The sequence below is a fragment of the Flavobacterium sp. genome, assembly GCF_044377315.1.
GTDB lineage: Bacteria > Bacteroidota > Bacteroidia > Flavobacteriales > Flavobacteriaceae > Flavobacterium.
In genome coordinates, this window is sequence record NZ_JBILJG010000011.1 from 1 (window position 1) to 26,927 (window position 26,927).

Annotated in this window: 29 protein-coding genes and 1 pseudogene; 6 read left to right on the plus strand and 24 right to left on the minus strand. The window is 29.3% G+C overall.

What is annotated here, in order from left to right; all coding sequences use genetic code 11:
• The 5 genes and pseudogenes from secA to ACIQ66_RS04880 all read right to left on the minus strand — a co-directional run.
• A pseudogene (secA, locus tag ACIQ66_RS04860) lies at positions 1-1,570 on the minus strand (preprotein translocase subunit SecA); the annotation flags it as partial.
• Positions 1,571-1,724: 154 nt separating this feature from the next.
• The gene (locus ACIQ66_RS04865) at positions 1,725-1,946 is read right to left on the minus strand and encodes a DUF2795 domain-containing protein (RefSeq protein WP_022828503.1); all 222 of its coding nucleotides are present in this window, start codon (positions 1,944-1,946) and stop codon (positions 1,725-1,727) included.
• A gap of 155 nt (positions 1,947-2,101) precedes the next feature.
• On the minus strand, positions 2,102-2,671 hold the full coding sequence (locus ACIQ66_RS04870; RefSeq protein WP_396211680.1) for a cob(I)yrinic acid a,c-diamide adenosyltransferase: 570 nt from the start codon (positions 2,669-2,671) through the stop codon (positions 2,102-2,104).
• A 199-nt stretch (positions 2,672-2,870) separates the two neighbouring features.
• Positions 2,871-3,569: an ABC transporter ATP-binding protein gene (locus ACIQ66_RS04875; RefSeq protein ID WP_396211681.1), complete on the minus strand. Its 699-nt coding sequence runs from the start codon at positions 3,567-3,569 to the stop codon at positions 2,871-2,873.
• Between the two features lie 48 nt (positions 3,570-3,617).
• The gene (locus ACIQ66_RS04880) at positions 3,618-3,749 is read right to left on the minus strand and encodes a hypothetical protein (protein WP_396211682.1); all 132 of its coding nucleotides are present in this window, start codon (positions 3,747-3,749) and stop codon (positions 3,618-3,620) included.
• A gap of 189 nt (positions 3,750-3,938) precedes the next feature.
• Here ACIQ66_RS04880 and ACIQ66_RS04885 point away from each other — a divergent pair, with 189 nt between their 5' ends.
• A complete protein-coding gene (locus tag ACIQ66_RS04885; RefSeq protein WP_396211683.1) occupies positions 3,939-4,583 on the plus strand; it encodes a hypothetical protein in 645 nt (214 codons plus the stop codon).
• Positions 4,584-4,634: 51 nt separating this feature from the next.
• On the opposite strand, the gene ACIQ66_RS04890 is transcribed toward ACIQ66_RS04885, so the two are convergent.
• Both ACIQ66_RS04890 and ACIQ66_RS04895 read right to left on the minus strand, forming a co-directional pair.
• Positions 4,635-5,411, minus strand: coding sequence for an O-methyltransferase (locus tag ACIQ66_RS04890; RefSeq protein ID WP_396211684.1), 777 nt, complete (start codon positions 5,409-5,411; stop codon positions 4,635-4,637).
• Positions 5,412-5,480: 69 nt separating this feature from the next.
• Positions 5,481-7,337: an ABC-F family ATP-binding cassette domain-containing protein gene (locus tag ACIQ66_RS04895; protein ID WP_396211685.1), complete on the minus strand. Its 1,857-nt coding sequence runs from the start codon at positions 7,335-7,337 to the stop codon at positions 5,481-5,483.
• 280 nt (positions 7,338-7,617) lie between these two features.
• Here ACIQ66_RS04895 and ACIQ66_RS04900 point away from each other — a divergent pair, with 280 nt between their 5' ends.
• From ACIQ66_RS04900 to ACIQ66_RS04910, 3 genes are all read left to right on the plus strand, one after another.
• Positions 7,618-7,839 (plus strand): hypothetical protein, encoded by a 222-nt coding sequence (locus tag ACIQ66_RS04900; protein WP_396211686.1) that lies wholly within the window; start codon positions 7,618-7,620, stop codon positions 7,837-7,839.
• Positions 7,836-8,048, plus strand: a complete 213-nt coding sequence (locus ACIQ66_RS04905; protein WP_396211687.1) for a hypothetical protein — start codon at positions 7,836-7,838, stop codon at positions 8,046-8,048. The genes ACIQ66_RS04900 and ACIQ66_RS04905 overlap by 4 nt, the downstream gene beginning before the upstream one ends.
• A 194-nt stretch (positions 8,049-8,242) precedes the next feature.
• On the plus strand, positions 8,243-8,455 hold the full coding sequence (locus ACIQ66_RS04910) for a DUF5808 domain-containing protein (protein ID WP_396211688.1): 213 nt from the start codon (positions 8,243-8,245) through the stop codon (positions 8,453-8,455).
• Between the two features lie 3 nt (positions 8,456-8,458).
• Here the strand turns inward: ACIQ66_RS04910 and ACIQ66_RS04915 are convergent, their stop codons facing one another.
• The 7 genes from ACIQ66_RS04915 to ACIQ66_RS04945 all read right to left on the minus strand — a co-directional run bounded on the left by ACIQ66_RS04915 (position 8,459) and on the right by ACIQ66_RS04945 (position 13,448).
• Positions 8,459-8,908 (minus strand): carotene hydroxylase, encoded by a 450-nt coding sequence (locus ACIQ66_RS04915; protein ID WP_396211689.1) that lies wholly within the window; start codon positions 8,906-8,908, stop codon positions 8,459-8,461.
• On the minus strand, positions 8,908-9,747 hold the full coding sequence (locus tag ACIQ66_RS04920) for a phytoene/squalene synthase family protein (protein ID WP_396211690.1): 840 nt from the start codon (positions 9,745-9,747) through the stop codon (positions 8,908-8,910). The genes ACIQ66_RS04915 and ACIQ66_RS04920 overlap by 1 nt, the downstream gene beginning before the upstream one ends.
• A gap of 90 nt (positions 9,748-9,837) precedes the next feature.
• The gene (locus ACIQ66_RS04925; RefSeq protein ID WP_396211691.1) at positions 9,838-11,310 is read right to left on the minus strand and encodes a phytoene desaturase family protein; all 1,473 of its coding nucleotides are present in this window, start codon (positions 11,308-11,310) and stop codon (positions 9,838-9,840) included.
• A 10-nt stretch (positions 11,311-11,320) separates the two neighbouring features.
• On the minus strand, positions 11,321-12,217 hold the full coding sequence (locus ACIQ66_RS04930; protein WP_396211692.1) for a MerR family transcriptional regulator: 897 nt from the start codon (positions 12,215-12,217) through the stop codon (positions 11,321-11,323).
• An 87-nt stretch (positions 12,218-12,304) separates the two neighbouring features.
• Entirely contained in the window at positions 12,305-12,454 is a 150-nt protein-coding gene (locus ACIQ66_RS04935; protein WP_396211693.1) for a hypothetical protein, read from the minus strand.
• A 139-nt stretch (positions 12,455-12,593) separates the two neighbouring features.
• Positions 12,594-12,722 (minus strand): hypothetical protein, encoded by a 129-nt coding sequence (locus ACIQ66_RS04940; RefSeq protein ID WP_396211694.1) that lies wholly within the window; start codon positions 12,720-12,722, stop codon positions 12,594-12,596.
• A 24-nt stretch (positions 12,723-12,746) separates the two neighbouring features.
• Positions 12,747-13,448 (minus strand): CDP-alcohol phosphatidyltransferase family protein, encoded by a 702-nt coding sequence (locus ACIQ66_RS04945; RefSeq protein WP_396211695.1) that lies wholly within the window; start codon positions 13,446-13,448, stop codon positions 12,747-12,749.
• Positions 13,449-13,641: 193 nt separating this feature from the next.
• Here ACIQ66_RS04945 and ACIQ66_RS04950 point away from each other — a divergent pair, with 193 nt between their 5' ends.
• Together ACIQ66_RS04950 and ACIQ66_RS04955 are read left to right on the plus strand one after the other, a co-directional pair.
• Positions 13,642-14,625, plus strand: coding sequence for a PorV/PorQ family protein (locus ACIQ66_RS04950; protein WP_396211752.1), 984 nt, complete (start codon positions 13,642-13,644; stop codon positions 14,623-14,625).
• Between the two features lie 66 nt (positions 14,626-14,691).
• A complete protein-coding gene (locus ACIQ66_RS04955; protein ID WP_396211696.1) occupies positions 14,692-15,765 on the plus strand; it encodes a DUF4105 domain-containing protein in 1,074 nt (357 codons plus the stop codon).
• On the opposite strand, the gene ACIQ66_RS04960 is transcribed toward ACIQ66_RS04955, so the two are convergent.
• The 10 genes from ACIQ66_RS04960 to ACIQ66_RS05005 form a co-directional block, all read right to left on the minus strand.
• The gene (locus tag ACIQ66_RS04960) at positions 15,733-17,130 is read right to left on the minus strand and encodes an exopolysaccharide biosynthesis polyprenyl glycosylphosphotransferase (protein ID WP_396211697.1); all 1,398 of its coding nucleotides are present in this window, start codon (positions 17,128-17,130) and stop codon (positions 15,733-15,735) included. The two genes, ACIQ66_RS04955 and ACIQ66_RS04960, sit on opposite strands and share 33 nt — an antisense overlap.
• Positions 17,131-17,183: 53 nt before the next feature.
• Positions 17,184-18,197 carry a glycosyltransferase family 4 protein gene (locus tag ACIQ66_RS04965; protein WP_396211698.1) on the minus strand — a complete coding sequence of 338 codons (1,014 nt, stop codon included), beginning with the start codon at positions 18,195-18,197 and terminating at the stop codon, positions 17,184-17,186.
• On the minus strand, positions 18,169-19,428 hold the full coding sequence (locus tag ACIQ66_RS04970; protein WP_396211700.1) for an O-antigen ligase family protein: 1,260 nt from the start codon (positions 19,426-19,428) through the stop codon (positions 18,169-18,171). The genes ACIQ66_RS04965 and ACIQ66_RS04970 overlap by 29 nt, the downstream gene beginning before the upstream one ends.
• Positions 19,429-19,511: 83 nt before the next feature.
• Positions 19,512-20,606, minus strand: a complete 1,095-nt coding sequence (locus tag ACIQ66_RS04975; RefSeq protein WP_396211753.1) for a glycosyltransferase — start codon at positions 20,604-20,606, stop codon at positions 19,512-19,514.
• Positions 20,607-20,748: 142 nt separating this feature from the next.
• Entirely contained in the window at positions 20,749-21,867 is a 1,119-nt protein-coding gene (locus ACIQ66_RS04980) for a glycosyltransferase (protein ID WP_396211701.1), read from the minus strand.
• An 8-nt stretch (positions 21,868-21,875) separates the two neighbouring features.
• Entirely contained in the window at positions 21,876-22,889 is a 1,014-nt protein-coding gene (locus ACIQ66_RS04985; RefSeq protein WP_396211702.1) for a glycosyltransferase, read from the minus strand.
• A gap of 41 nt (positions 22,890-22,930) precedes the next feature.
• Positions 22,931-23,689 carry an FkbM family methyltransferase gene (locus ACIQ66_RS04990; RefSeq protein WP_396211703.1) on the minus strand — a complete coding sequence of 253 codons (759 nt, stop codon included), beginning with the start codon at positions 23,687-23,689 and terminating at the stop codon, positions 22,931-22,933.
• Between the two features lie 33 nt (positions 23,690-23,722).
• Positions 23,723-24,715: a glycosyltransferase family 2 protein gene (locus tag ACIQ66_RS04995; protein WP_396211705.1), complete on the minus strand. Its 993-nt coding sequence runs from the start codon at positions 24,713-24,715 to the stop codon at positions 23,723-23,725.
• A 7-nt stretch (positions 24,716-24,722) separates the two neighbouring features.
• Positions 24,723-25,859 (minus strand): hypothetical protein, encoded by a 1,137-nt coding sequence (locus ACIQ66_RS05000; RefSeq protein ID WP_396211706.1) that lies wholly within the window; start codon positions 25,857-25,859, stop codon positions 24,723-24,725.
• Positions 25,859-26,926: a glycosyltransferase gene (locus ACIQ66_RS05005; protein ID WP_396211707.1), complete on the minus strand. Its 1,068-nt coding sequence runs from the start codon at positions 26,924-26,926 to the stop codon at positions 25,859-25,861. Before ACIQ66_RS05005 ends, ACIQ66_RS05000 begins: the two co-directional genes overlap by 1 nt.
• Position 26,927: the final 1 nt, after the last annotated feature.

Consider the following 26,927-nt stretch of genomic DNA (forward strand, 5'->3'; position numbering starts at 1 on the left):
TGATACGACCTGTTTGCTCATCGACAATAAGAATTTTATCGTCCATAATTACATACTCCACATCTTTTTCAAAAAGTGTATAGGCTTTTAATAATTGTGTTAAAGTGTGAATACGCTCACTTTTTACGGCAAAATCTTGAAATAATTTTTCTTTTTCTTCGGCTTCGGCATCTTTTTCAAGGTTCATTTTTTCGATACGAGCAATTTCAGAACCGATATCTGGAAGCAAGAAAAAGGTTGAATCGGTATCACCTGAAAGATATTTGATACCATTATCTGTTAATTCAACTTGGTTATTTTTTTCTTCTATAACAAAATATAACGCTTCGTCAACAAGGTGCATATCGCGATTATTGTCTTGCATATATTGGTTTTCTGTTTTTTGAAGTAATTGCTTGATTCCTTCTTCACTCAAAAATTTAATCAAAGCTTTATTTTTTGGCATACTTCTATAAGCTCTCAAAAGGTTGAAACCACCGTCTTTGGTATTTCCTTCTTTGATAAATCGTTTGGCCTCTGTCAAAAATCCGTTGGCGATATTTTTTTGAAGACTTACTAAATATTCAATTTTTGGCTTTAATTCATTGAATTCGTGACGATCACCTTGAGGCACTGGTCCAGAAATAATCAAAGGTGTTCTTGCATCATCAATCAATACAGAATCGACCTCATCGACAATAGCGAAATTGTGTTTTCTTTGCACCAATTCTGATGGTGAATGTGCCATGTTATCCCTTAAGTAATCAAAACCAAACTCATTATTGGTTCCGTAAGTAATATCAGAGTCGTAAGCTTTTTTACGTTCGGCTGTATTTGGCGAATGATTATCTATACAATCAACTGTTAAACCGTGAAATTCGAATAATGGTGCTTTCCATGCGCTGTCACGTTTTGCTAAGTAATCATTTACTGTTACCAAGTGCACACCGTTTCCTGTTAGCGCGTTAAGGTATAATGGCAAAGTTGCCACTAAGGTTTTACCTTCACCTGTCTGCATTTCGGAAATTTTTCCACCGTGTAAAACCATACCTCCAATTAACTGAACATCATAGTGAATCATGTCCCATGTGATTTTTTTTCCAGCAGCATTCCATGTATTTGCCCAGATTGCATCATCGCCCTCCAATTCAACATAGGTTTTAGTTGTAGAAAATTCTCTATCTCTAGGAGTTGCTTTTACTCTAATAGTTGTATTTTCTTTGAAACGTCTTGCGGTTTCTTTTACAACAGCAAATGCTTCAGGTAGAATTTCATTTAAAGTTTTTTCTGAAATTTCGTAGGCATCTTTTTCTAAAGAATCGATTGATGCGTAGATATCTTCTCTTTTGTCGATGTCTTCTATTTGTTCTACTTCAAGTTTAAGAGCTTCAATCTTGTTGTCTTTTTCAGAACGCGCTTGTTTGATTTTATCTTTGAAATACTGCGTTTTAGCTCTTAGTTCGTCATTAGACAATGCAGCTAAAGCCGTTTCAAACGATTTAACTTTAGTAATATTTCCTTGTAGTGCTTTTACATCTTTTTGTGACTTATCGCCCACAAAAACCTTTAGTATGCTATTTATGAAACTCATTTTTTTAGTAATTAGTAACTAGTGATTAGTAACTAGAAAATTGTTAATAGTAATTTATCTAACGAAAAAAGGTTCGTTTTGATAAAAGGTGTACAAAATTAATAAAAAAAAGCCTCTTGAGAGACTTTTCAATGTTGTGTTTGTTTATTTTTTGTTAATATTCATCCTCATTCCAAAGATAATCTTCGTCAGTTGGATAATCTGGCCAAATTTCTTCCATTGATTCATATATTTCGCCTTCGTCTTCTATAGATTGAAGGTTTTCAACAACTTCTAAAGGAGCACCTGCTCTAATAGCGTAGTCTATAAGTTCATCTTTGGTTGCAGGCCACGGTGCATCACTTAAATAAGATGCTAATTCTAATGTCCAATACATCTGCTTTCGATTTTATAATTTATGCAAAAATAAATTTATTACTGAAAAAGTCAAGTAAAAAATGATTTATTTTACGATTAAAATTAAGAACGTGTTTTTTAGTTTTCAGTTTTCAGTCTAAGTGAGCAGTAAATGCTGGCTAAAACTGCTACTAGCTACTTTCTTGGTATCCACTGAACTTCATCAGCTTTTAGGTCGTAAGACAACTTTCGTGCCAATACAAAAAGGTAGTCAGAAAGTCGGTTTAGGTACTTAATTACCATTTCATTTGTAGGTTCTATGTCATTAAGATGCACGGATAAACGCTCGGCTCGACGGCACACACATCTCGCAATATGACAATATGACACAGTTGTATGTCCGCCTGGAAGTACAAAATGTGTCATTGGTGGAAGTGATTCTTCCATTGTATCGATTTGATTTTCTAAAAATTCAATATCGGTTTCTATAATTCCTAGATTTTGCAAACGTTTTTCGCCGCTTTTTAGCGTTTCTTTTTCAGGTGGCGTTGCAAGAATGGCTCCAACTGTAAAAAGTCGGTCTTGTACTTCTACTAAAACATTTTTATAGATGGGATTAACATCTTGGTCGCGAATTAATCCGATATGTGAATTTAATTCGTCAACGGTTCCGTAGCTTTCTATTCTGATATGGTGTTTTGGTACTCTTGTTCCTCCGAAAAGAGCGGTTGTTCCTGTATCGCCGGTTTTGGTATATACTTTCATTTTTTAGTTTAGAAGTTTATGAGTTTATTTTTAAACTGAAATCTTTTTTCAAAGGTAACAAAAATTCAAATGGATTGTCTACTAGCCCTGATCTCGTCATTGTTGGAGCTCTTGTCTCGTTCTCAAAACGAGATAAAGCGACTGACGAGAGCAGGAATTACCATAACAGATAAAGCCCGAACCATTCGCTTCAAAAAAACTATAGATGTTCTTTGTTTGGATTATCACTTTCGATAATTCCGTCTCGTAAACGGATTACTCTGTGGGCGTATTTGGCGATGTCTTCTTCGTGAGTTACTAAGATTACAGTGTTTCCGTTGGCGTGAATATCGCCAAAAAGTTTCATGATTTCGACTGAAGTTTTACTGTCAAGATTTCCTGTTGGTTCGTCGGCTAGAATGATAGATGGTTTGTTGACCAAAGCTCTTGCAACTGCAACACGCTGGCGTTGTCCGCCCGAAAGTTGGTTGGGTTGGTGATCCATACGGTCGTCTAGTCCGACTTGTTTGAGCACTTCGGTTGCGCGGATATTTCTTTCTGATTTGGAATAACCTGCATAAATCATAGGCAATGCAACATTATCGAGTGCAGTTGTTCGTGGCAAAAGATTGAATGTTTGAAAAACAAATCCTATTTCTTTGTTACGGATTTCGGCCAAATCGTCGTCTTGCATTTTGCTGACATCTTTTCCGTTTAGAATATAAGTTCCAGAAGTTGGTGTGTCGAGACAACCTAAAATGTTCATTAATGTTGATTTTCCTGAACCTGATGGTCCCATAAGTGCGACATATTCGCCTTTGTTTATTTGCAAATCAATTCCTTTGAGAACGTATATGGTTTCGCTTCCTAAAACGAAATCTCTTTTGATATTGGTAATGTTTATGAGTGGATTTGCCATTGAAAATTGCTGATTACGATTTTAGCTTATAAAATTACGAAAGAAAGTTTAATTAATAGCATGAAATAACCATTGACCTAAATGATAGCCAAATTTGATTAATACAATAATCCCTAAAATTACTGTAAATGGAATTAAGAACTTGAACGTTTTTGATTTTAAAAAGCTTTGTGTTTCCATGATTTTTAAAATTTACTTTTATAACCTATTAGTAGTAAAAAAATGAATTTGTTACAAACAAAAATGTTAATTATATAAGTTTAAGACATAAATGTATAACATATAAGCCAAGAGTTGTAATTAGTTTTACATCAAATATTTAAACTTACTAATTATGAAAAAGATGTATTAAAAATTGGGTTGTTTTAGATGGTACTATTAGGAATAGTTTCTTGTAAAAACAAAGAAAAAGAATTGGCTAATCAAAGAATTACAGAACTTGAAACTTACGTTGACTCTTTAAAAGCTGCTAATGCAGATGAATTGGAAGCTAACTGGGATAAAATTCAGATGGATTTTGACAGAAAAAATTTAGAGGCATCAGATGCAATAACTAATCTTGACAATGAAACTAAAACTTCATCGCAAGAAAAAATTAATTCATCGACTACAAAATATGACGAATTAAAAGTTAGTGTAACTGCAAAAGCAGAAGTTAAAAAAGCAGCAGCAAAACCAAGTGCAAGTCAATTATTAAGAGATCAATTATTTGGAGCTGGAAAAATTGGAGAAGACATAAGTTTTGCGTGGGTAAATAAAGATAATATTTTGAAAGTTTACGACACCTTTTTTCAATCATACAAAGACAATAAAGGAGATTTTTCGAGAGAAGATTATGATGAAATAAAATTGATGTATGAAGGGTTAGATAACAGAAAAAACACGGTTGAAAAAGAAGGTTTAACAACTGAAGACAATAACAAAATTGCTTCAATTAAATTCAAATTTGGTCCGATGTTTAAAGCTAACAGAATTGGAGCAAAAAGCAGAGAAACTGCCGAAGTTAAAGAGTAAACATAATTGTTAATTCAGGGAAATGGCAATCAGCGATGGTTGTCATTTTTTTTATGTTCTTATCACAAAATGTTCTTTTTCTTGCTCTTTTCTAAAAAATACAATTCCCCATTGAAAAGTATCGATGGTTACTTTAACTTTTGAATGATTTTTGATTATTTCCCAAGCTTCTTCCATATCTTTTGACCAATGAATATCATCGAAAATCCAAACGGCATCGTTGGTTAGTGTTGGCAGTAAAAGTTCAAAATATTCTAAAGTTGCTTTTTTAGAATGGTTGCCGTCGAAGTAGATTAGGTTGTAGGTTGTAGGTTGTAGGTTGTAGGTTTTTAGATGGCTTGAAAATTCGGTATTTATACATTCAACATTATTGATATTGAATTTTTGCAATTGCCATTGACATTGATTAATTGTATTAGGACAACCTTCTAATGTAATAACTTTTGAATTTTTATTTCCTAAGGACATTGCTGAAGTTGCTAAACCTAATGAAGTTCCAATTTCGAGAATGTTTTCAGGCTGAAAATAATTTACAATTCTAAATAATAATTCCGCTCTTTTTGATGAAATTCCAGCGGTTGCGGCAATTTTTGAGATTTGTCTTTTATTGGATTTAAAAACTCTTGAACCGGCACCAAAATCGGTTACTTGGATGGTGTTTTTGTTTAGTAAAAGTGAATTTCTGTAATTCTTTAGAATACCATATTCTGGATATTTTTTTTTATCATAAAAACAGTTGGTCAACAAAGAAAATACGAATGGCGAATGCACTCCGTGTTCGTTTTTGGAGTTGTAAAGGAAGTTTAGATATGATTTTAGTATAGTCACAGTTTTCAGTCACAGTTTTCAGTCACAGTTTTCAGTCTGCAAACTGCGACTGTGACTGAACACTAATTTTTATTCCATTTTTGAAGTCAACTCAAACCAGCGTTCTTCTTTTTCTTCTAGTATTTGAATTACTTTTTGAAGTTCGTTTGCTTTAGTTTCAATATCATTATCAGCAACTTTTCCATCTGAAAATAATTGTTCTATTTGTTTCTTTTGAAATTCTAAATCTTTGATTTCTTTTTCTATTTTATTGAACTCTTTTTGCTCGTTAAAATCTAATCCAGAAGAAATGGTTTTAGTTTTCCAATTAACTTTTTCTTTGTTATCATCTTTGTTTGTAGGCTCAGCCGAATCTTCATACGCTCTAAAATCGGAATAATTTCCTGGAAAATTTTCTATAATTCCGTCGCCTCTAAAAACGAATAAATCGTCCACAATTTTATCCATAAAATAACGGTCGTGCGAAACCACAAGCAAACAGCCTGGAAAATCTAACAAGAAACTTTCTAAAACATTTAAAGTTACAATATCCAAATCATTCGTTGGTTCATCGAGAATTAAGAAATTCGGATTTTGAATCAAAACCGTACATAAGTACAAACGTTTTAATTCGCCACCGCTTAATTTTTCGACAAAATCATATTGTTTTTTACTATCGAAAAGAAAACGTTCTAACAATTGCGAAGCCGAAATCAATTTTCCTTTCATCAACGGAATATATTCACCATATTCTTTTATGATATCAATAACACGTTGTCCAGGTTTTGGGTTAATTCCGCTTTGAGTGTAATAACCAATTTTTATGGTATCGCCAGTAACCACTTTTCCACTATCTAAAGGAATTGTTTGCGTCAATAAGTTCAAAAAAGTTGATTTTCCGGTTCCATTTTTACCAATTATTCCGATGCGTGCGCCACGTTGAAAATCGAAACTGAAATTTTCTAAAATCTTTTTATCTCCAAACTTTTTCGAAATTTTATGTAACTCAATAATCTTGCTTCCAAGCCGTTCCATGTTGATTTCGAGTTCGACTTTATTTTCTTTTCGGCGACTTTCGGCAACTTCTTTTATTTTGTAAAAATCATCTTGACGCGATTTAGACTTAGTTGTTCGCGCTTTTGGTTGTCTTCGCATCCATGCCAATTCTTTTACAAAAAGATTTTGAGCTTTGTCAATACTAGCATTTTCTGAAGCTAAACGTTCTTCCTTTTTCTCCAAATAATACGAGTAATTTCCTTTGTAACTATATAATTTTCCGTTATCTAGCTCGATAATTTCGTTACAAACACGTTCCAAAAAGAAACGGTCGTGCGTTACCATAAACAGCGTAATATTTTCTTTGGCAAAATAACTTTCTAACCATTCAATCATCTCTAAATCAAGGTGATTCGTAGGCTCATCCAAAATCAACAAATCGGGACGATTAATCAAAATTATCGCTAACGAAAGACGTTTTTTCTGTCCGCCCGACATATTTTTAACCTTCAACTTGAAATCTTCCAACTTCAATTTGAATAAAATTTGCTTAAATTGTGTTTCAAAATCCCAAGCATTATGTCTATCCATATCGTCAAAAGCTTTTTGATACGCTTCGGTATCGTCTGGATTTTCTAGTGCTTTTTCGTAACGTGCAATAATGTGCAAAATCTCATTATCAGAAGCAAAAATACTTTCTTCAACCGTTAATTCATCTTGCAATTGTGGCACTTGCGATAGAAACGCCATTTTTATTTCCTTTCTAATCACTACTTGACCAGAATCAGGTTCGTCTTCACCGTTAATAATCTTCATTATACACGTTTTGCCCGAACCATTTTTGGCAATAAAAGCAATTTTTTGATCTTTATTTATTCCAAACGAAATGTCTTTGAACAACGTTCGCTCGCCAAAAGATTTTGATATATTTTCTACAGAAAGGTAATTCATTTTTAATGTGTCAATTAGTCAATGTGACAATTAGTCAATTATTTTGAGGTGCAAAAGTAGGTTATTAAAAACAAATTACGAATTGTTTTTGAGCGAATGGCTCGGGATTTATCAGTTACCTTTTTCCCGCTTTCCGTTCTACTTCGTGCCACTGCAATCGGGGCTATGGAGAAATTGTATTGAACTTTTGCTTTGTTTTTCAAAACACCAAAAAATAAAATTTGTATATTTGACTCGAGCAACTGCGAACAGAGCGAAGCTAATTTCAAAACTATTTTTCATGAGCGAAGATTCAAATAAAAAAGATAAAAAGCTAGACTTGAATAAAGTTGAAGAACCAGCTACAGAATATTCTTTAGAGAAAAAAACCGATGATTCTGCATTGCATCCAGTGTTAGTTCAATTATTGGAAAAATCTATTAAGCAGGCTGAAGCTGGACATGTAATTCCTCATGATGAAGTAATGAAAAGAATGAAAGAACGATTTCCTTTTCTAAAATGAGATATAAATTAGACTGGACATTTCTTGCGGAAGATTCATATTTTGAAGAAATGGAATTTATTCTTTTAAAATGGAATATAAAAGAAGTCATCAAATTTGAAAATTTAGTTTCAATTGAATTAAAAAGACTTCTTGAAAATCCAACTATTGGAAAATTTGAAGAAGGTAAGTATTCATTACTAATTTCTAAACAAACTACTTTATTTTAAAAATTAAAGAGAAAAAAGAAACTATTGAGCTGCTATTGTTTTGGAACAATCAAAAAAATCCTGACGAACTTAAAAAACTTTTATAACCAATATTTTATAATAAATTTCTGTTTCGTTTTTCAAAACACCAAAAAATAAAATTTGTATTTTTGATATTTAAATCAAAATTGAGTGGACAATTCAAAGAGATAAAAATGAAACAAACTCCAGATAATCGACATAAAGATCCAAAAAACTATAAATGGAAAGTGTTTTATTTCAACAAAGAAGACGATAGGATTTTTGTTCCAAAATCTATCGAATGGATGGGAATTACACTAAATTTTGCCAATCCAAAAAGTTATTTAGCTTTACTAGCTATGATTGCATTTTTTGTATTTATTATTTTAATGATTGAGACTAATTAATTATTAGATTTTGAAATATTTTTTTGGAACATTTAGCATTCCGAAACATTCACCTTCTTCTTTTCCTAAATGTTTATGGTGTACTTTGTGAGCTTTTCTTAAACCAACAATATACTTATTTTTGGTTCTTGTAAACAACTTAAATCGTTGGTGAATAATGATATCATGTACAATAAAATAAGCTAATCCGTAGAATAAAATTCCTAATCCGATAAAAAACTTGAAGTTAAGTTCTGGATTGATACCGTTGTAAAACAATAAAATACTTGGAACAGCAAAAATCACAAAAAAGGCATCGTTTTTTTCGAAAATACCTTGGTATTTCGGTTGATGATGATCGGCATGTAAATACCACAAAAAGCCATGCATAACAAACTTATGTGTACACCAAGTGACACCTTCCATTGTTAAAAAAGTGAGCAATGTTATTCCAATAAAAAGTAAAATTTCCATTATAAAGTCATGTTAAGTTGGTATCTAATATACGATTTACTCACTATAAATAATTTACTAAAATCATCAATGCGAATTCTTTTGTTCAAAATTTCTTCGGGTTCAGTCTTTGCAATTTTATTCAACAAATTTCTATAATATTTGTAGGCCGTATAAACTCCAAATTTAGCACTTTTTGGCAATATTTCAATACCAATTAACGCATCTTTAAAATCAGCTTCGATTTCGGCAACTAATTTTATTTTGCAATCATGTGACAAATTCTTTACGTCAATATTTGGAAAATAAACTCTTCCTAAAGTTTCACAATCGTGTTTCAAATCTCGTAAAAAATTGACTTTTTGAAATGCAGAACCCAATTTCATTGCGCTGCTTTTCAATTCATTATATCTATTTCTATCACCTTCAACAAAAACTAGTAAACACATTAAACCTACAACATCAGCCGAACCAAAAATATATTCTTCATATTCTGATTTTGTTAGATATTCGGTTTTGTGTAAATCCATTCGCATACTTTTAAGAAATGGAATTACTAAATCCATCATGTCAAAACGACGCACTACTTCTTGAAAGGCATTTAATACAGGGTTTAAACTTATTTTTCTATCGTAGGCTTTATGAAATTCAATAATAAACTCCGACAATAATTCTTCTTGATCATATCCTTCGAAACTATCTACAATTTCGTCTGCACAACGCACAAAACCATAAATGGCATAAATATCATCCTGAATTTTTGGCGAAAGCATTTTTATAGCCAATGAAAAAGAAGTGCTATAATTTTTAGTAATTCTCTTGCTACAATCTAATGATGATTTGTCAAATAAACTTTTCATATGTTTATATTTTATTTTTAAGCAGTAACATATGGTATCGCTTTATAATTATGAGTGTTTTATTTCAAAAACTTGTTGTTAAAATCGATTTTATATTTTGTACGCTTTAATTATTTTATCACTAGCAATTTTTCCTGAAATTAATGCAGGCGGAACTCCAGGACCAGGAACAGTTAATTGTCCTGTAAAGTAGAGATTTTCAACTTTTTTACTTTCAATTTTTGGTCTTAAAAAAGCCGTTTGGGTTAATATATTCGCCAATCCGTAAGCATTTCCACCATATGAATTATATTGTTCTTTAAAATCATTTACACAAAACGAATCTTTAAAGATAATATTTTTTCTAACAGATTGCTTGGTTAATTTTTCAAATCGATCAATAATCATATCAAAATACTTTTCTCTAAGTGCTGGTGTATCTTCCAAATCTGTTGCCAACGGAATTAGGAAAGTTGCAGCTTCACTTCCATTTGGCGCAAAAGAGTCATCTGTTATTGATGGAAAACTTGCGTAAAAAAGTGGATTTTCAGGCCATTTTTTGGTATCATAAATTTCTTTGGCATGTTGCTCAAAAGCGGCATCAAAAAATAACGTATGATGATTTACATTTTCAATTTTTTTGTCAAAACCAACATAAAAAAGTAACGATGAAGGCGCAAAAGTTTTTTTGCTCCAATAGTTTTCAGAATATTGACGTTGTGAACTGTCTAACAAAGTCTCGGTAAAATGGTAATCGGCACCGCTCAAAACTACACCAGAATCAATTTTTTCCCCATTTACCACCAAACCTGTTGCTTTGTTGTTAGATGTTATAATTTTTTCGACATTAGCATTGGTTTGAAATTTTACGCCAAGTTCAATAGCTAGAGTCTCCATTGCTTCAACCACTTTGTACATTCCGCCTTTTGGATGCCAAGTTCCTAGACCAAAATCGGCATAATTCATAAAATTATAAAAACCAGGGGTATTGGATGGTTTTGCTCCCAAAAACAAAACTGGAAATTCTAATATTTGTTGCAAACGATAATCATTGAATTTTGATTTAACGGTTCTGCTGATGGTTGAGAAAAACTGTGATACTCTTTTTGCAGTTTCTAATGTTACCAATTCGATTATTGAATCACCTGGACGATAAACTAATTCTTTTATAGCAATATCATAATTGGTTTTGGCTTCAGAAATAAATTTTTCTAGTTTTTTTCCGCTACCTTTTTCGATTGATTCAAAGGTGGTTATAATATCGTTTAGATTATCGGCAATATCAATCGAATTATTTTCGCCAAAAAATACTTTATAAGCAGGTGATAGTTTTTCCAGAGTATAATAATCAGAAGGCTTTTTGTTAAAATCAGTGAAAAATTTTTCAAAAACATCTGGCATCCAATACCAAGTTGGCCCAATATCAAAAGTAAATCCGTTGCCTTTGAGTTGACGAGCTCTTCCACCGACCGTGGCGTTTTTTTCGTAAACAGTTACATCAAAACCGGCCTTGGCAAGATAACACGAAGCTGCTAACGAAGAAAAACCAGAACCAATAATTGCTATTTTTTTTGCTTGTTGCATTTACTTTTTTTTATAATTCGTTTACTAAAGAGCTTATGGTTTCAAATTTTCTTATTCTGTTAGAAAGTTTATTTTCAGAAATATTTTCAACCATTCTTCCAATAAACCAAACTTCAGCATTCTCGTTTAAAACTTCATTTTCCATTTGAGTAACATACTCATCAATCTCCTCAGCTTCTGGTTTTACAGTGGTGTAAGCAATAAATGTTATATTATCAAAATTCTTGCAAACATCCTTTAAACTGCCAACTGGAACACTCTCACCTAAATATATTGATTTGTAACCATTGGAAATTATTTCATAATTCAAATATAACAAACCCAGCTCATGTATTTCGTTATCAGGCAAATAAAGAACAAAAACCCTATTCGTTTTAGTCGGTTCAAGGTATTGATTTTTTTCGGTATTGGCAATTATTTTTTGTTTAATTAGATAGGTAATAAAATGTTCGTGAGCAGGTGATATTGTATTTGATTGCCACAACAATCCTAACTCGGTCATTAACGGAATAAAAACTTCGTAAAAAACATCCGCAAATGATTTTTCAGATAATAATTTATCATAAGTTAGGGTAAATTGAACCTGATCAAAGTTCATCATTGCCATTTTAAACTCGCTAATAGCATGATGTTTTGCACTTTTCTTATTGATAATTTCTCTTACTAACTCCGGAATTTTTTCATCAGAATATTTTGAAATGGTTGAGATTTTATAACCATAATTATGAAGCAAAGTTATATTCAAAAGTTTCTGAAGATTATCAGTATCGTACAAACGGATATTGGTATCTGTTCGCATTGGCTTTAATACGTCATACCTTTTTTCCCATATACGGATAGTATGCGCCTTAATGCCTGAAAGGTTTTCGAGGTCTTTGATACTAAAAACAGATTTTATATTGTTCATCTTTTTTAAAAATAAGTTAAACAAAAGTAATTCTTTATTTTGAAATTGTCAAATAAAACAAATTTTTTAACGAACCATTATAAATATTTATATCAACATTTTGGGAAACACCATTGATTTCAGCTTTTCTGTAAACTGCCAAAATTGCCAATCATCCTTAATCCCTTCCACCCAAAAAATATAATTAGCAATCCAAAATGTATAATCCTCAAATTCTTCTTTTAAGAAAATCTTCATACTATTTTTTCGCCTAAATATAGTATTGGTTTTATTGTAATTTTTCAATATCTAAAACTGGTGGAAAATCGCCTTTTTTGAGTTTTACATTTTTGATGAAATTTTTTTCTTGTTTAAGCGATTTTTTGATGGGACGATACTAATGGTAAACTACAAAGGATAATTCAAAGACTGCTACTAAAACAAAAATAATTTTAGCTAAAATAAAACCACTTTTCTTTTTAGGTGTTCGTTTGCGAATTGGATTTTTTCTGGTGGTTTTTGCCATTAATAATTTTAAATCATCTAAAAATTAATTCTTAACCATTAAATTATTAGCAACCGATAATAATACATAAGTAATAATTATCAAAGGAATTGCAAGAAATTGTAAAGTTACAAGCATCGCGATTGAAGCAATCAAAAATCCAATTTGCAGTTTGTATTTTTGGAAACTAAAGTTTTTAATTTTAAGAGAAAATAAAGGAATTTCAGCATTCATAATATATGCACTGATAAACGAAATTGTGATTAAGAACCATTGGTTTTGAATAATTGGTAATAAAAATGAGTGGTTAATTAATGGTAAACTCATTATAAACAGAGTATTGGCTGGTGTTGGTAAACCTATAAATGAGTCTGATTGTCGTGTGTCTATATTAAATTTAGCCAAACGATAGCATGCGCCAAGAGTAATACTAAAACCTAAAAAAGCAATAAATTTAAAATTTGAGTTACTAAAGACAAAATAATGTGCCAACATTTGAAAAACAGCTAATCCAGGCACAACACCACTTGTAACCATATCTGCCAATGAATCAAGTTGCACTCCTAATGGTCCAGCAACACCAAATTTTCTAGCAAAAAAACCATCAAAAAAATCAAAAAAAATACCTAAAGCTACCATCCAAAAAGCAATCTCGAAATTTCTGCCTGCAGTAAAAACAATAGCTATACAACCACAAAATAAGTTGAGAAGCGTTAGTATATTGGGAATATATTTTTTGATATTCATCTTAACTATTTAAAATTATTTATAGTTGACAAATTTAATACAATAACTTGAAGACAAGTGCGTTTTTTATTATAGATTTTTATATGATATTTGTAAAAAATAAAATTACTTGAAAAAACACACCTTTTTATTGCTTCTTTTGGCATTTTTCTCTTCAAATGCGCAATCCGTTCGTAAATATTCAAACGAGTTTATGAATATTGGGGTTGATGCTGCTGCACTTGGCATGGCTAATACAATGGTAGCAAGTACACACGACGTAAATTCGGGTTATTGGAATCCGGCTGGTTTGGTCGATTTGGAAGACAGTCAACTTGGTTTGATGCATGCTAGTTATTTTGCCAATATTGCACAATATGACTATGCTGCTTACGCAAAGCCTATTGACAATTATAGTGCTTGGGGAGTTTCGATGATACGGTTTGGTGTAGATGATATTTTGAACACCACGCAGCTTATTGACAATGAAGGGAATATTGATTACAACAGAATAAGCAAATTTTCGACTGCCGATTATGGTTTTACCTTTTCATATGCTAGAAAAACACGTTTAGAAGGTTTGAATTATGGAGTAAATGCTAAAGTGATTCGAAGAATTATTGGAAAATTTGCCAACTCATGGGGATTTGGTGTTGATGCTGGAATTCAATTTGAACGAAATAATTGGTATTTTGGTTTAATGGTTAGAGACATTACCACCACGTATAACATTTGGAATATAGACGAGGATGAATATGCCAAAATTAAAAATGCAATTCCGGGAGAAAACCAAGAATTGCCAGAAAGTACAGAAATCACAGCTCCAAAAGCACAATTGGGAATGTCAAAAAAATATGAATTTCACAACGAAATGAGTCTTTTGGCTGCTGCCAATTTGAATATGCAATTTACCCAAACAAATGATATAATTTCGAGTGAAATAGTCAGTATTGATCCTGCGATTGGATTTGAAGGTGGTTACCAAGATATGGTTTTCTTGCGAACAGGATTTGGTAATTTTCAAAATTTAACAGAAATTGACGGAAGCAAAAAACTTGGTTTTCAGCCAAATATTGGATTAGGATTCAAATACAAAGGCATTCAGATTGACTATGCCTTGACCGATTTAGGGAACCAAAGTGCGGCTTTGTATTCGAATGTTTTTTCGTTAAAAGTCGATTTAAGTATTTTTAGATAGAATTGTATGTTAAAAAAAACCTTCTTATTTCTTTGCTTTCTTTATTCGGTCGTTACTTTTTCACAAATGGTACCATTGTCTGAAAATGCCAAAATAAGTGTTTTAACTTGTGCAAATGGCGAAGAATTATACACTACTTTCGGTCATACAGCAATACGAATTCAAGATGTTTCCAATAATTTAGATGTTGTTTTCAACTATGGAATGTTTGATTTTAGTGAAGGAAATTTTTATTTAAAATTTGTCAAAGGCGATTTACAATATTATGTTGCTGCAAGTTCTTACGATCAATTTTTGTATGAATATCAATTAGAAAAGCGAGAAGTTATTGAGCAAACGCTGAATCTTTCGCGGCAACAAAAACAAAATTTACTAGAGCTTTTGACTACATCACTTTATTCTGAAGAGAAATATTACACTTATAAATTTATTGATAGAAACTGTACAACAATGGTTGTTGACAAGCTTAATACTGTTTTAGGCGATACTAATCAAATTAAGAAAAGTTCTAATACAGATTTGACATATCGAGAAACTTTATATCCTTATTTTGAAAATTATTTTTGGTATAAATTGGGAATTAATATAATATTTGGACAACGAGTTGATGACAACGCTACACAACTTTTTCTTCCTATAGAATTATTGAATAGCTTGAATAAAATTAGTATTGATGGTAAGCCATTGGTAGCTTCAAATGAAAGTATAGTCAAAGCTGAGCAACCAAATTTTGCATTTAACTTCTTTAATAGTATTTACTTTATTTCGAGTATCTTATTGGTAATTATTTTAATAAACAAGCGAATTTTATTTACTATTTACTTAATTATTTTAGGTTTTTTGGGGATTTTCTTTATTTGGGTTGGAAGTTATTCGCTTCATAAAGAATTGTTATTGAATTACAATATATTGTTGTTCAATCCTATTTTTCTCTTGATTCCTTTTATAAAAAGTGGTAGAATTTTAAGAGGCTTACTGTTAGCAAGTTTTGGAATGTTGTTAGTCTATTTGCTGGTGGTGCTATCAAAACCACATTTGAATTTGGTTTTGCCTTTTATGCTAACTACCGTTTATATTTTGATAAAAAAATGGTTTGGAACCAAGAAATTATTGGCCTCTGTAAAAAACGACCGTACTTAAAGTTTTAATGATAATATTGATATCAATAAAAATACTTCGGTGTTTGATATAATATAAATCATATTGTAATTTTATCAAGCTATCCTCTATTGTTGCTCCGTAAGAATAGTTTACTTGTGCCCAACCAGTAAGCCCTGGTTTTATTACATGACGCGTTTCATAAAAAGGCATTATATCGGCAATTTCTCTAACAAAAACAGGTCGTTCTGGTCTTGGACCAATAACCGCCATATCACCCTTTAAAATATTAATAAACTGTGGAAATTCATCCAATCGAGACTTTCTTAAAAATTTACCAAAAGTTGTTATTCTTTTATCATTTTTCGTACTAAAAACGGCGCCATTTTTTTCCGCATTTTTTATCATTGTTCTGAATTTCAATATTTTGAACACCTTACCATTTTTACCCACTCTTTTTTGGGTATAGAATAACTTCCCTTTATTGCCAAGAAAATTTCCAAGAAAAATTAGTGGTAAAATTAGTATACCAACAGATATTCCAATCAATGAAATAATAATTTCAAAAACACGAGCTACTAATAAATAAAGTTTGTTTTGGTTGCTTCTACTAAAAGGAAAATATCTATAAAAATCTCTAGCTACATATTGCACAGGAATTCTTTGAGTAATACTTTCATAAACCTGTGTATATTCTCTAATTATATAACCATTTTCTAATAAATCAATCAATTGATTATAAAGATTTATGGTAATCCCGTCTGTTTTTTGAGAAGCAATTACGACCTCTGAAATAGAATTTTCTTTTACGAATTCTTCTAAATTTTCTATATTTATATTTTTCACAAAACTTTTTTCAGATTTCATTTTTTCGTTAGAAATATCTGAATTTACATAACCAATAATTTTATAATGAGGATCAGCATTTTCAAGCCCTAAAACTAATTCTTCAAGTTGTTCCTTATCACATATCAAAATTACTTTTTTGACAAATCTATCTGAAGCCAAGTATTTTACATAAAAAAGTCTCCATAAAAAAAGTGCAATTAAAACAGCAAGATAAAAATAGATAATTTGTAAACGGTTATTAGGTAAAGTAGGTGTTAAAATTGGTGTTAACAGATAAATTAAAACAGTAGTTGATGCCGTTAAAATTATACTTTTAATGACTTGAAATTGATTACTTGCTATTTGCAAATTATACATTTCAAATACTTCACCTATTATTGTTAGGTAAAGACCAAGTACAAGTGTCCAGTAAAAATTTTCAGCTGAAATTGTAAAGTATTCGAAGCCAATAAATTTAGACAAAAGAAAAAGGAAAAACAAAACAAAAATTACATCAAAAACTCGAAGAAGAATTTTTCTTTCAGAAATTTCAAAGTGTATCTTTTTATTGCTTTGCATTTATCAAATCTAATTTATTTTGCAAAGAAACAGCTTTTTTAGATTTTTAATGGTTATTTTAAAAGATTATTCCACAACTTTTTTACAGAATTCCAATCGAAAGATTCAACTTTTTTTCTAGCATTTTGCACCCTAATAAAAGTTTCCGACTGATTTTCAAGAGTTCTTATTATTGAATTTGCCATAACTTGAACATCGTTGTCATTTACTAATAAACTATCTTTTTCATTTTCCAATAAATAAGGAATTCCTCCAACGTTTGTTGACACTATTGGTAAACCCATGGCCATTGCTTCCATTACGCTTATTGGTGTATTGTCGATATGTGTTGTATTAATAAAAACATCATAACCATTCGATAATTCGAGCCATTTTTTTTGGGGCAATCCGCCAGTAAAAATTACATTTAAACCAAGATTTTCTGCATATTTTTTGGTAATTTCTAAAGAGCCATCTTTATCTGGACCGACCATGCATAAAGTTGCATTTGAGTAGTTAGATTTAATTAAGTTAAAAACATCAATCGCCATTTTGGGGTTATAAATAGCCGCAAAAGCTCTAACCCATAAAATTTTCGGTTCAAATGAACTTCTCTCTTTGAATTTATAGTTAGAAATTTCAAGAACATTTGGAATATATATTGTACTAACAAAACCATTTTCTAAAAAAGCATTTAGAAGGTATTTTGAAGGAGCAAGGTTATGGTAGGCATTTTCAAAAATCATTTTACTTAAAAAAGGATTTTTTTTTAATCTATTTGGTAAGTTACCTCCATGAAGAATTGGAATGTATTTTGTATTTAAAACTCTTGCCATTTGGCTACAAAAAAAAGCATACCAAAAACTTGATGTACTGTAAGTATCAATAATTATATAGTCAACTTTTTTTGCGTTTCTACAAGTTGAAAAAACCATAAATATTAATCTAAGAAATTGATTTTTTTTATCGGAAGTATAAATCACAGAAAACCCTTCATCTTCAAAAGATTTTCCTAAAGTTTCAATTGTAGTTGCATTGAAACCGTGTTTAGATAGTTTGTTACCTATGTATAGGAGTTTTGGTTTCATTTGTAAAAGTAACTTTTAATAATGATAAGGCATAAATAAATGCTGGAGCTGCTATTCGCATTGCAGCGTGGTTAATTGTTAGAAGCCAAAAAAGATAAAAAGAAAAGAGAAAAATATTTTCTTTATTTTCAAAGAAATGAAGAATTGGCACTAAAAGTAATAGTAACAAACCTAAAACACCTAACAAACCTTGTTCGGCTAACATTCTTGTTAATTCATTGTGAGAAGCGGCAACTATACCTGTCATTTCTTCTCTGTATTCTTTATTTTTACCAATTCCAATTCCTAAAAGTGGATTTTCAAGAAACATTTGAATCTCAGTTTCTGCAATCTTTTCTCTACCTCCAAGTTTGTCTTGTTTTACTCTTCCTAATGCATCTTTATTTTGGTACCTATTTTGAATCATTCCGTTAGTTTGAATAGCAGAATAACTCCAAACCAATATTCCAATAAAAAAAACTAAAGTAAGAACCCTAAACAATATATACTTTACTTTTGAATTAGAATAAAAGTATAAAAAAAGCAACAAAACAAAAGAAGAAGTTAATCCTGTATATACGCCACCTCTAGAAAAGGTAACAATAGCTCTATAAGCCATAAAAATTACAATCAAAAAATTTAGAAATAATAGGCGTTTACTTGGTTTAGAATACAACAAAAAAAGTACAAAAAAAACAAGTATTCCTAAACCCAAAATTGTAGAAATTTGATTTGGCCCAAAACCACCAGAAGTTACAAAGTTTGAATGAGTACCGGTAACTACATCTTTTACACTTGGAGAATAAAAAATCACATAGGTTAAGATTGATACAATTGGTAAGCCAAGTGCGATAAAAACACTTTTTAATTGGTTTAACGACATTTCTTTACCATAACAATAAATTGAGGCTACTGCTAATGTTATAGGTCCTGAAATATTGAAAGCAATCGCTTTTCTGATATTTGTATCGAAATTTAAATTTTGAATTCCTATATATATTCCTGGCACAAAAAGTAAAATAAAAAAAACATATATAATAGCTTTTTTAGAAAATCCCTTGTGTACAATTCCATAAAAAAGAAAAATAATAACTACATACTTTGCAAATTCGTTAAAAACACTTGTTCCCGTCATGCGAAGAAGCACCTCAGCACCGACCACATAACTAGAAAATAGTAATGCTTCGTTATTTTTATCTTTATTCTTATTAATGATAAATGACCCATATAGAAAAATTGATATTGCTATCAAAAAGCCTACTGGTTTAAAAAAAAAGAGCAACAATCCCAGTCCTATATGAGCTAAAATTGCAAGTATGTAAAAATTTTTGGAATTCAAATTGTTTTATAAATTTGGGTTAATTGTTTTAATGTAGCATTTTTAGAAAAAACAAATTCGATATGAGTCTTATTATTTTTTCCAAATTGAGACCTTAATTTTTCATTTTGAATTAGTTTATTCAACGAATTAACAAAATCATCTAAATCATCATATCTTACTAAAAATCCATTTTCATTTGATGTAATTACTTTTGAAACATTACCAACATTTGTAGTAACAACAGGTAAGCTCATCATACCATATTCTAACAAGGCTAAGGGTAAGCCTTCAGAGCTTGAGGTTAAAACTCCAATGGTTGATTGTTCTAAAATATTTTGTATATCGGTGCGACTACCATAAATAAAAACGTGATTTTGCAAATTTGCATGTTTAATTTTGCTTTTAATTTTTTTTGAATAATCATCATTCAAATCATTTCCTACAATATGAAAAGTCCAATCTGGATTTTTCTCGAAAATTTTTTGAGCTATTTCAATTAAAAAAGAGTGATTTTTTTGTGGTCTCAAATTGGCTAAACATATAATTCGTTTTCCAAAACATCCATTTAAAATAGTTGTACGCTGAATTTTGTCGTCAAAAACAACAAAGTTTAACAAGAAAAATATTTTTTGTGTTAATAATTTATCTTCACACCAATGAAATAATTTATCATTTACTACCAAAATAGTAGAAAATAAGATAGAGCAACTTTTTAATAAAAAATATTTTCTGTTTTTAAGTAGTTCACTATTTCCATAATGATCATGCCAAACTATTTTAATTTTGGGCATTATTAATTTTAACAAAACTGCAAAAAAATAAGACGATGAATGAGCATGAAGGATTTCAACTTTATTTTTTTTTAAAAATCTTCTGCCTTCCAAAAGCGCTCCAAAATCAATTATTTTTTTTCTATTTAAAAAAATATAGTTCTCTTTTTGATTAATAAAATTTGACAAATCCCCTTCACATCTAGTAACCATTAACCCTGAGAAATCTATTTCATATGCCAATTCATTAGCTAATGTAACAGCCATCTTTTCTGCTCCACCAGGCTCTAAACTATCTATAAGTTGTATAACTCTATGTTTATATTTTGCTTTAATAATTGAGAATTTATTATTTAATAATTAATTGCAAAGGTACTATCGTTTTTATTATTGAATTACAATTCAATGCTTACTAGTAAAAGTAATCTATTTTTTTTTAAAAGATATTATAAAAAATCTGTCAACCTACTTCTTAAAGAGTCTAATCCAATAACATTTTTTGTATTTCTTTTTCAAATTTATCAATTGTATAGTTTTGCGACCAAGTTGATGCTGCTTTTATCTTATCATTGTATAAATCTTGATTAGAAATTAATTCTTCTATGAGTAAAACATCAACATTAATTTCTTCCTTAAGCAAAAGACCTCTTTTACCATAATCTAACATGTTTGGCACGCAAGAAACACTTGTTGCAATTGGCAAACAACCAAAAAACATTGCCTCTGCAACTGCTTTTGGCCAACCTTCACTTATGGATGGAAGAATCATAAAATGAGAATTATTATAAGCTTCCTTTAAGGTTTTTGCATTATGATTCCCTTTTAGAAAAATTTGGTTTTCTAAATTATTTAATTTTATATAATTAGCTAATTTGTCTCTTTCTATGCCATCCCCATATAGTTCTAAAGTGACATTATGCCCAAGACTTACTAACTTTTCGATAATTTGAATTGCATAAAATGGTCTTTTACCAATAACTAAAGTACCAACAAATAAAAACTTAATCTCATCTGAAAACGATTTATATACAAACTCCATTTTATCACTTTCCTTATAAGTAGCTGTAAAAAAAGGTTTTATATTTTTGGGTTGATTTGCCCATTCACCATAAACTAGAACTTTCATATTTCTAGTCAAAAAGGTGTTAGATAAAATCCAACGTTGAAATTTATAGGAGAATGGCTGTTTTGCTTTTGGATCCCAATTACCAGCATATTTAGCAGTTTTTATTTTTTTAGAAAAGAATATTTGTACAAAACAACCCAATAACCCAATATTTCCTGGACATCTCAAATGTATATGCTCTGCTAGAAAAAAAGCATGTATCATTTTAAACAAAACTACTGGAACAACGAAAATTGTTTTCAAAATATTTGAAAAGTTGATCAATGAAAAATCAGGAATAGAAATTATTTTAATGTTATTGTGACTATATTTTTGATGAATCTCTGTAATTTCAAATTCTTTTAGAGGTGCAACAATAATAATTTTTTCGAAATATTTAATCCAAATATTCATTTCATTAGTATACGGTGCATAAGCATAATATTCATTGTTTTTAAAAACATGAGGGACATGGGTTATAATTAAAAATGACATGTATATTTTTATTTATTAAGTTCCATTATAGTAATAATTCTTTGAATATAGGATTTTGGGTGTAAATTTTTGTTCGCCCAATCAAAATTATTTGATCCAATTTCACTATATCTTTTTTGTTCTATTAGCCATTCTATTTTATCAGGTATTTCATGGTAGCTGTTCCTATCAGATAATTTCAAGAAATTAACATTTTCATCAAATGATTCAACTACAGTGCTAATTGGAGTAGAAATTATTGCTTTTCCAAAGAATGCATATTCGCCAATTTTCCAACCTGGAGTGTCTTTTAAACCATCATCAGCGATTGCTATATCTGAACAAAATAAATTTCTAAAATAAATACTCTTTGTAATGCTCTTTTTATCTAGTAGTAAGTCTGAAGCAATTTTGGAAGAATAGGAATCTGGGTATATGCCTACTAATGAATTTTTATAATATTTTTTTATTAATCTGCAAGTATTAATTCTAAATGCGTTTTGTTTATTTCTTCTTTCTTTCTCTTCTAGAGATGGGTTGTTATCTGGATTCCATAATCGTGTTTGAAAAATAACCCTTCCTTGGTAATCATTATCATTTCTTTTTATTGTAGAAATATCCATTGCCCTATGAGATAAATTAGTAATTTTATTAAAATAATCTAATGCTCTAATGACTTCAACTCTGCTTTTTTGATCCGTTAAAATTTTTCTATCCAAACATTTAATAAAACTTAACGAATTATAAGAATAATTAACTTGAAAATTTAAAGGTAAAATATTGTCAAAAAAATCTTTTTCTAATAAAGAACGTTTAAAATAAAAATCGAAATTTGTTGGTTTTTCAATAAATAATACATCATCAGAATAATCAAAAAAACTATTTTTGTTATTAAAATTTAAAATTACTCCATTATTTATTTTTTTATTCAATTTAACTTCAAATCTATAGTTATTTTGAATACAATAATAGTAGGTAGCATACAGCAACATATTATAATGTGAAACCCAATAGGGTATTTCTAACACAATTTTGTTATTCATAACTAAAATTTATTAAATCATATTTAAAAAAGTAAGTTTAATTATAAATGTAAATCGTTATTTATTATTATTACATTTTCACCTCTAGCTGAAAAAGAATAATCTTCGAACACACTATTAATTGCTTTAAAAAATGATTTTGAACAACCCTTTTCATATCCATCATGAAATTCTATTATGATCATCTTAACTTTTGGCAACCATTCTTTGAAGTTTTCTGAAAAGAGTTTTTTTTCACTAGTTTCAATATCTAATTTTAAAACATCTATATAATCAATTTCATATTTCTTTATTAGCGTATTAATAGAAATTGCATCAACAGTTCCTTCCTTATTATCTTCTTCTACGACCATTCCCCATTTTCCAGAATCATATTTATCATGAATCTTTAATTTTGTATCATGATGCCATAATCCAGTATTTTCATAAAAAATATTACTATAAAAATTAAGATTCTTTTTTAACTGACAAAAATTATCCAAATCAGGTTCTACACAAATTATTTTTGAGTTTGGAAAAATATTTTTAATTTGAATACTAAAAAGCCCAATATTTGCTCCGCCGTCAATAATTGTTTTTGTTTGATTATCAAAAGGTATATTGTATTGAACATCCAAAAAAACTTGTTTAAAAGTTGGCAAATCAGATGTATTTGGCCTCAATGATATAGGATATTTAATTGAAGGTAATTTTATTTTATCAACTTTCCCTGCTATATAGCTTACTGAAAGAATTAAGCCTTTGATAAAGCCGAATCTAATAATAAACTTGATAATTAACTTGAAATTTTTTTTGCTCATCAAATGCATTTTTACTGGTTTTATTTATACAAATCATTTAGGTTTTAAAAAAAACAAACTTACTAATCCATAAATTCTACCCAAACTTTCATAGAAAGCCTCTTTATGGTTTGATGTTGTAAATATATTTAGAATTCTAACATTTAAAAGCAATATTGAAATTATATACCATTTAATTTTATTTATAAATGAAGGATTTGGATATTTTACCCTCCAAACGTACCATCCATTTCTTACCACCATTTTTCCATATTTAAAATAATTTGGTCTTCCCAAAACATCATGAAAATGTGATAATTTAGCATTTGTATTAATAACATTTTTACCAAATTTTAATGCTCTAATACTAAAATCTGCATCTTCATAGAGACCATATCCTTCAAAGTAAGTAGAAAACTTGATTTGATCAACTACTTTTTTTCTAAAAGACATTGACATTCCAATAAGTAAATCAACTTCATACGTTTTTCCAGTTGGCGGATAGCCACAATTTCTACCATGAGAAAATGGAGGCATAATGCCTGAATTAAGTTGAGATTGAAGATTCAACATACTTCTTACTCTATTTCTTAATCCTTCTGGATAGATATAACCATCAAAATAGTAATAATTTATTTTATTATATACAGAATTCGTATTAGCCTTAACCCATCTGTTCTCATTTATGCTAACACCTCCAACACCTATAACATCTTTATTATTACTAAAAGTATTTTTTATTTCATAAAAATAATCCTTTTCGAGCATAGTATCATCATCTAAAAAGCAGACAATGTCAGTAAAATTATTTAAAACAGAAATCCCAAAATTCCTTTGTTTAGTTATTCCTCTTTGATTTTGGTCAACTTTAAAATATTTTAAATTTTTATATTTATTATCTCCAAAAATTTGCTTAGATTCATTATTTAAGGAACCGTCAACTATAATTATTTCGTTTGGGTACAGTATTTGCGATTCGATAGACTGCATTAATTTAAGCAGAGAAATTGGTCGCATGTAGGTACATATTATTAAAGAAAAATGCATTTCCATATTATTTTAAATCAAAAAAAACTAGTAAATCGTTAGAGTAAAAACATTTTTTTTCAACTAATAAATAGTCATATCTATCTTTACCTAATTTGTCTATTATTATTGTTTTCAAGTTTAAATATACAGCTTCTTCAATAACAGAGCTCAAAGGCGAAATAACAATTATGTTAGATGGCAATTGATCATACCAATTAGTGTTATCATGTATTAGATAAGAAATACCATTGTTTTCTAAAATTGTTATAAAATTTGGTTGTAAATTTTTTTGTCTTGGATGCAATCTCAACCTAACTACTAAATCTTTAGGTTTCTGTTCTATAAATTTCAAGAACACTGGATGAAAACCATCAAATTCATAGGATGAAATATACAATATTTCAAATTTAGTAGAATTGCTTCCAAATTCTACATTTACTGTTTTTAATTTTTGATAAATAATATTCTGATTTTTATACAAATTTTGCTCTAAATACCTCTTATCATTTAAGTTTTTATACCAAAACTTATCTATCAATTTTAAATTAGCAACAAAACTATATGGTTGGTAATTAATTACATTTCCATGTTGCACTTCAATTAAAAAAAATTTATTTCTGTTTTTACTTAAACAAAGTGACAAGCCAACTTCATTAGAATAAGATGGAATAAAAACAGAATTTCCTCTTAAAAAACTAGTAAACAAATCATTTACAAACAACCATTCATTAAAATTATTTAATTTTGTTTGTTTACAAAAAAGATTGATTTTGCTTAATAAATTTACAATTATTCCAAAATTGTAGACTTTAACGCCCTCAACTTTAGTAACATATTTATATTTTGAATACGAAATAAATATTTTGTCACTCACTAATTCTGCATTCTTATAAAAATTAATTTTGTACTCTTTATCATGAAAATACAAAAAAGAATCATGGATAAAATATATAGTGGATTTAGAATTATTCTTTATCTTAAAAAGCAAAATAGCTAAATCATAGAAACCTTTTAAACAACTAAACAAATTTATAAAAAACTGATTTTCAGCAACATTTTCAGAAGGCATTTCAATTTTCTGATAATCTTTTACAGAATCAACAATTTGATTTACAAATAAAAGGTTATCATGACTTATTTTTTGTTTTATTACATATTTCATTATTGTCTAATGCTATTTTCTTTCAATATTGAAAAAAGATTGTTTACAAATATTTGTGGTGTATAATTAGAATAATATTTTTCAATAAGTCTTTTATCTATCATTTTAAAATTGCCCTTATAATAATTTTCTATAAAATTATTTATAATTTCAACTGTTTTATCTATATCAAAATCTCTAATCTTAAATCCTAAATCCCCAACTGCTTCTTCAATACCACCAGATTCATAATAAATTATATTTTTACCATACGCCATTGCTTCGATTATTGACAATGGAAAACTATCTATCCTACTAGAAGAATATAATAAATGTGATGCAGAAATTACAAAATAAGCACTTTCAATAGTGCCAACGAATCGGATTCTATCTTGCAGACCGTTATTAGTAATTAAAGTAACACATTTATCAAATAATTCTTTGTCTAAAATGCTTCCGCACCAGATGAACTGTACCCTATCATTTTGTTTACAAACCTTTATTGCAACTTCAACCCAAATATCTGTTCCTTTTATATCTTGAATGCTTCCAACAGTAGTTATAGTAAATTTATCAAAATTTATATTATGTATGTTTTCATTTTTTTTTACACAATTATAAATTATATTTTTGGGCGCCTCTTTATTAAAAAAATCGACAATTTTAGAACAACTTTCTGAAACGTTAAGATGTAAAATTTTGTTATTAGAAAATTTCTTAATTATCTGCTTAGATTCATCTTTGTATTTCGGATTTTCGTTAAATATTTTGAAATAATTTGGCATTTCATGCCAATAAATTGCTTTTTTAATTTTAAATATTGTAGAAAAATTATAAAGGAAAACCCAAAATTTATTATACTCTTTTCTAATGCTTGCTAGTGAATTAAAAATAAAAAAATCAATTGAAAATGGGTTATTTACAACTATTTTAAAAAGACCTATAAATAATTCTAAATAGTTATTACATGAAACAATAATTACTTTTTGAAAAATATTTTGCAATTCAGGCATTGCATGTAGAATTACTTTGTTCATTCCTGCAGTGTTATTGAAATCTCTTGAATTTACTATTATAACTATTTTCATA

What these genes read in the sequence shown, in the direction of transcription:
- ACIQ66_RS04875 (WP_396211681.1), bottom strand. Translation starts at nt 3,569, where the DNA reads ATGGCAAATCCACTCATAAACATTACCAATATCAAAAGAGATTTCGTT.
- ACIQ66_RS04880 (WP_396211682.1), bottom strand. Translation starts at nt 3,749, where the DNA reads ATGGAAACACAAAGCTTTTTAAAATCAAAAACGTTCAAGTTCTTAATT.
- ACIQ66_RS04960 (WP_396211697.1), bottom strand. Translation starts at nt 17,130, where the DNA reads ATGCAAAGCAATAAAAAGATACACTTTGAAATTTCTGAAAGAAAAATT.
- ACIQ66_RS04865 (WP_022828503.1), bottom strand. Translation starts at nt 1,946, where the DNA reads ATGTATTGGACATTAGAATTAGCATCTTATTTAAGTGATGCACCGTGG.
- ACIQ66_RS04925 (WP_396211691.1), bottom strand. Translation starts at nt 11,310, where the DNA reads ATGCAACAAGCAAAAAAAATAGCAATTATTGGTTCTGGTTTTTCTTCG.
- ACIQ66_RS04910 (WP_396211688.1), top strand. Translation starts at nt 8,243, where the DNA reads ATGAAACAAACTCCAGATAATCGACATAAAGATCCAAAAAACTATAAA.
- ACIQ66_RS04885 (WP_396211683.1), top strand. Translation starts at nt 3,939, where the DNA reads ATGGTACTATTAGGAATAGTTTCTTGTAAAAACAAAGAAAAAGAATTG.
- ACIQ66_RS05005 (WP_396211707.1), bottom strand. Translation starts at nt 26,926, where the DNA reads ATGAAAATAGTTATAATAGTAAATTCAAGAGATTTCAATAACACTGCA.
- ACIQ66_RS04900 (WP_396211686.1), top strand. Translation starts at nt 7,618, where the DNA reads ATGAGCGAAGATTCAAATAAAAAAGATAAAAAGCTAGACTTGAATAAA.
- ACIQ66_RS04915 (WP_396211689.1), bottom strand. Translation starts at nt 8,908, where the DNA reads ATGGAAATTTTACTTTTTATTGGAATAACATTGCTCACTTTTTTAACA.
- ACIQ66_RS04935 (WP_396211693.1), bottom strand. Translation starts at nt 12,454, where the DNA reads ATGAAGATTTTCTTAAAAGAAGAATTTGAGGATTATACATTTTGGATT.
- ACIQ66_RS04995 (WP_396211705.1), bottom strand. Translation starts at nt 24,715, where the DNA reads ATGCATTTTTCTTTAATAATATGTACCTACATGCGACCAATTTCTCTG.
- ACIQ66_RS04930 (WP_396211692.1), bottom strand. Translation starts at nt 12,217, where the DNA reads ATGAACAATATAAAATCTGTTTTTAGTATCAAAGACCTCGAAAACCTT.
- ACIQ66_RS04895 (WP_396211685.1), bottom strand. Translation starts at nt 7,337, where the DNA reads ATGAATTACCTTTCTGTAGAAAATATATCAAAATCTTTTGGCGAGCGA.
- ACIQ66_RS04980 (WP_396211701.1), bottom strand. Translation starts at nt 21,867, where the DNA reads ATGTCATTTTTAATTATAACCCATGTCCCTCATGTTTTTAAAAACAAT.
- ACIQ66_RS04985 (WP_396211702.1), bottom strand. Translation starts at nt 22,889, where the DNA reads ATGAATAACAAAATTGTGTTAGAAATACCCTATTGGGTTTCACATTAT.
- ACIQ66_RS04940 (WP_396211694.1), bottom strand. Translation starts at nt 12,722, where the DNA reads ATGGCAAAAACCACCAGAAAAAATCCAATTCGCAAACGAACACCTAAA.
- ACIQ66_RS04905 (WP_396211687.1), top strand. Translation starts at nt 7,836, where the DNA reads ATGAGATATAAATTAGACTGGACATTTCTTGCGGAAGATTCATATTTT.
- ACIQ66_RS04950 (WP_396211752.1), top strand. Translation starts at nt 13,642, where the DNA reads ATGAATATTGGGGTTGATGCTGCTGCACTTGGCATGGCTAATACAATG.
- ACIQ66_RS04990 (WP_396211703.1), bottom strand. Translation starts at nt 23,689, where the DNA reads ATGAGCAAAAAAAATTTCAAGTTAATTATCAAGTTTATTATTAGATTC.
- ACIQ66_RS04955 (WP_396211696.1), top strand. Translation starts at nt 14,692, where the DNA reads ATGGTACCATTGTCTGAAAATGCCAAAATAAGTGTTTTAACTTGTGCA.
- ACIQ66_RS04965 (WP_396211698.1), bottom strand. Translation starts at nt 18,197, where the DNA reads ATGAAACCAAAACTCCTATACATAGGTAACAAACTATCTAAACACGGT.
- ACIQ66_RS05000 (WP_396211706.1), bottom strand. Translation starts at nt 25,859, where the DNA reads ATGAAATATGTAATAAAACAAAAAATAAGTCATGATAACCTTTTATTT.
- ACIQ66_RS04920 (WP_396211690.1), bottom strand. Translation starts at nt 9,747, where the DNA reads ATGAAAAGTTTATTTGACAAATCATCATTAGATTGTAGCAAGAGAATT.
- ACIQ66_RS04945 (WP_396211695.1), bottom strand. Translation starts at nt 13,448, where the DNA reads ATGAATATCAAAAAATATATTCCCAATATACTAACGCTTCTCAACTTA.
- ACIQ66_RS04870 (WP_396211680.1), bottom strand. Translation starts at nt 2,671, where the DNA reads ATGAAAGTATATACCAAAACCGGCGATACAGGAACAACCGCTCTTTTC.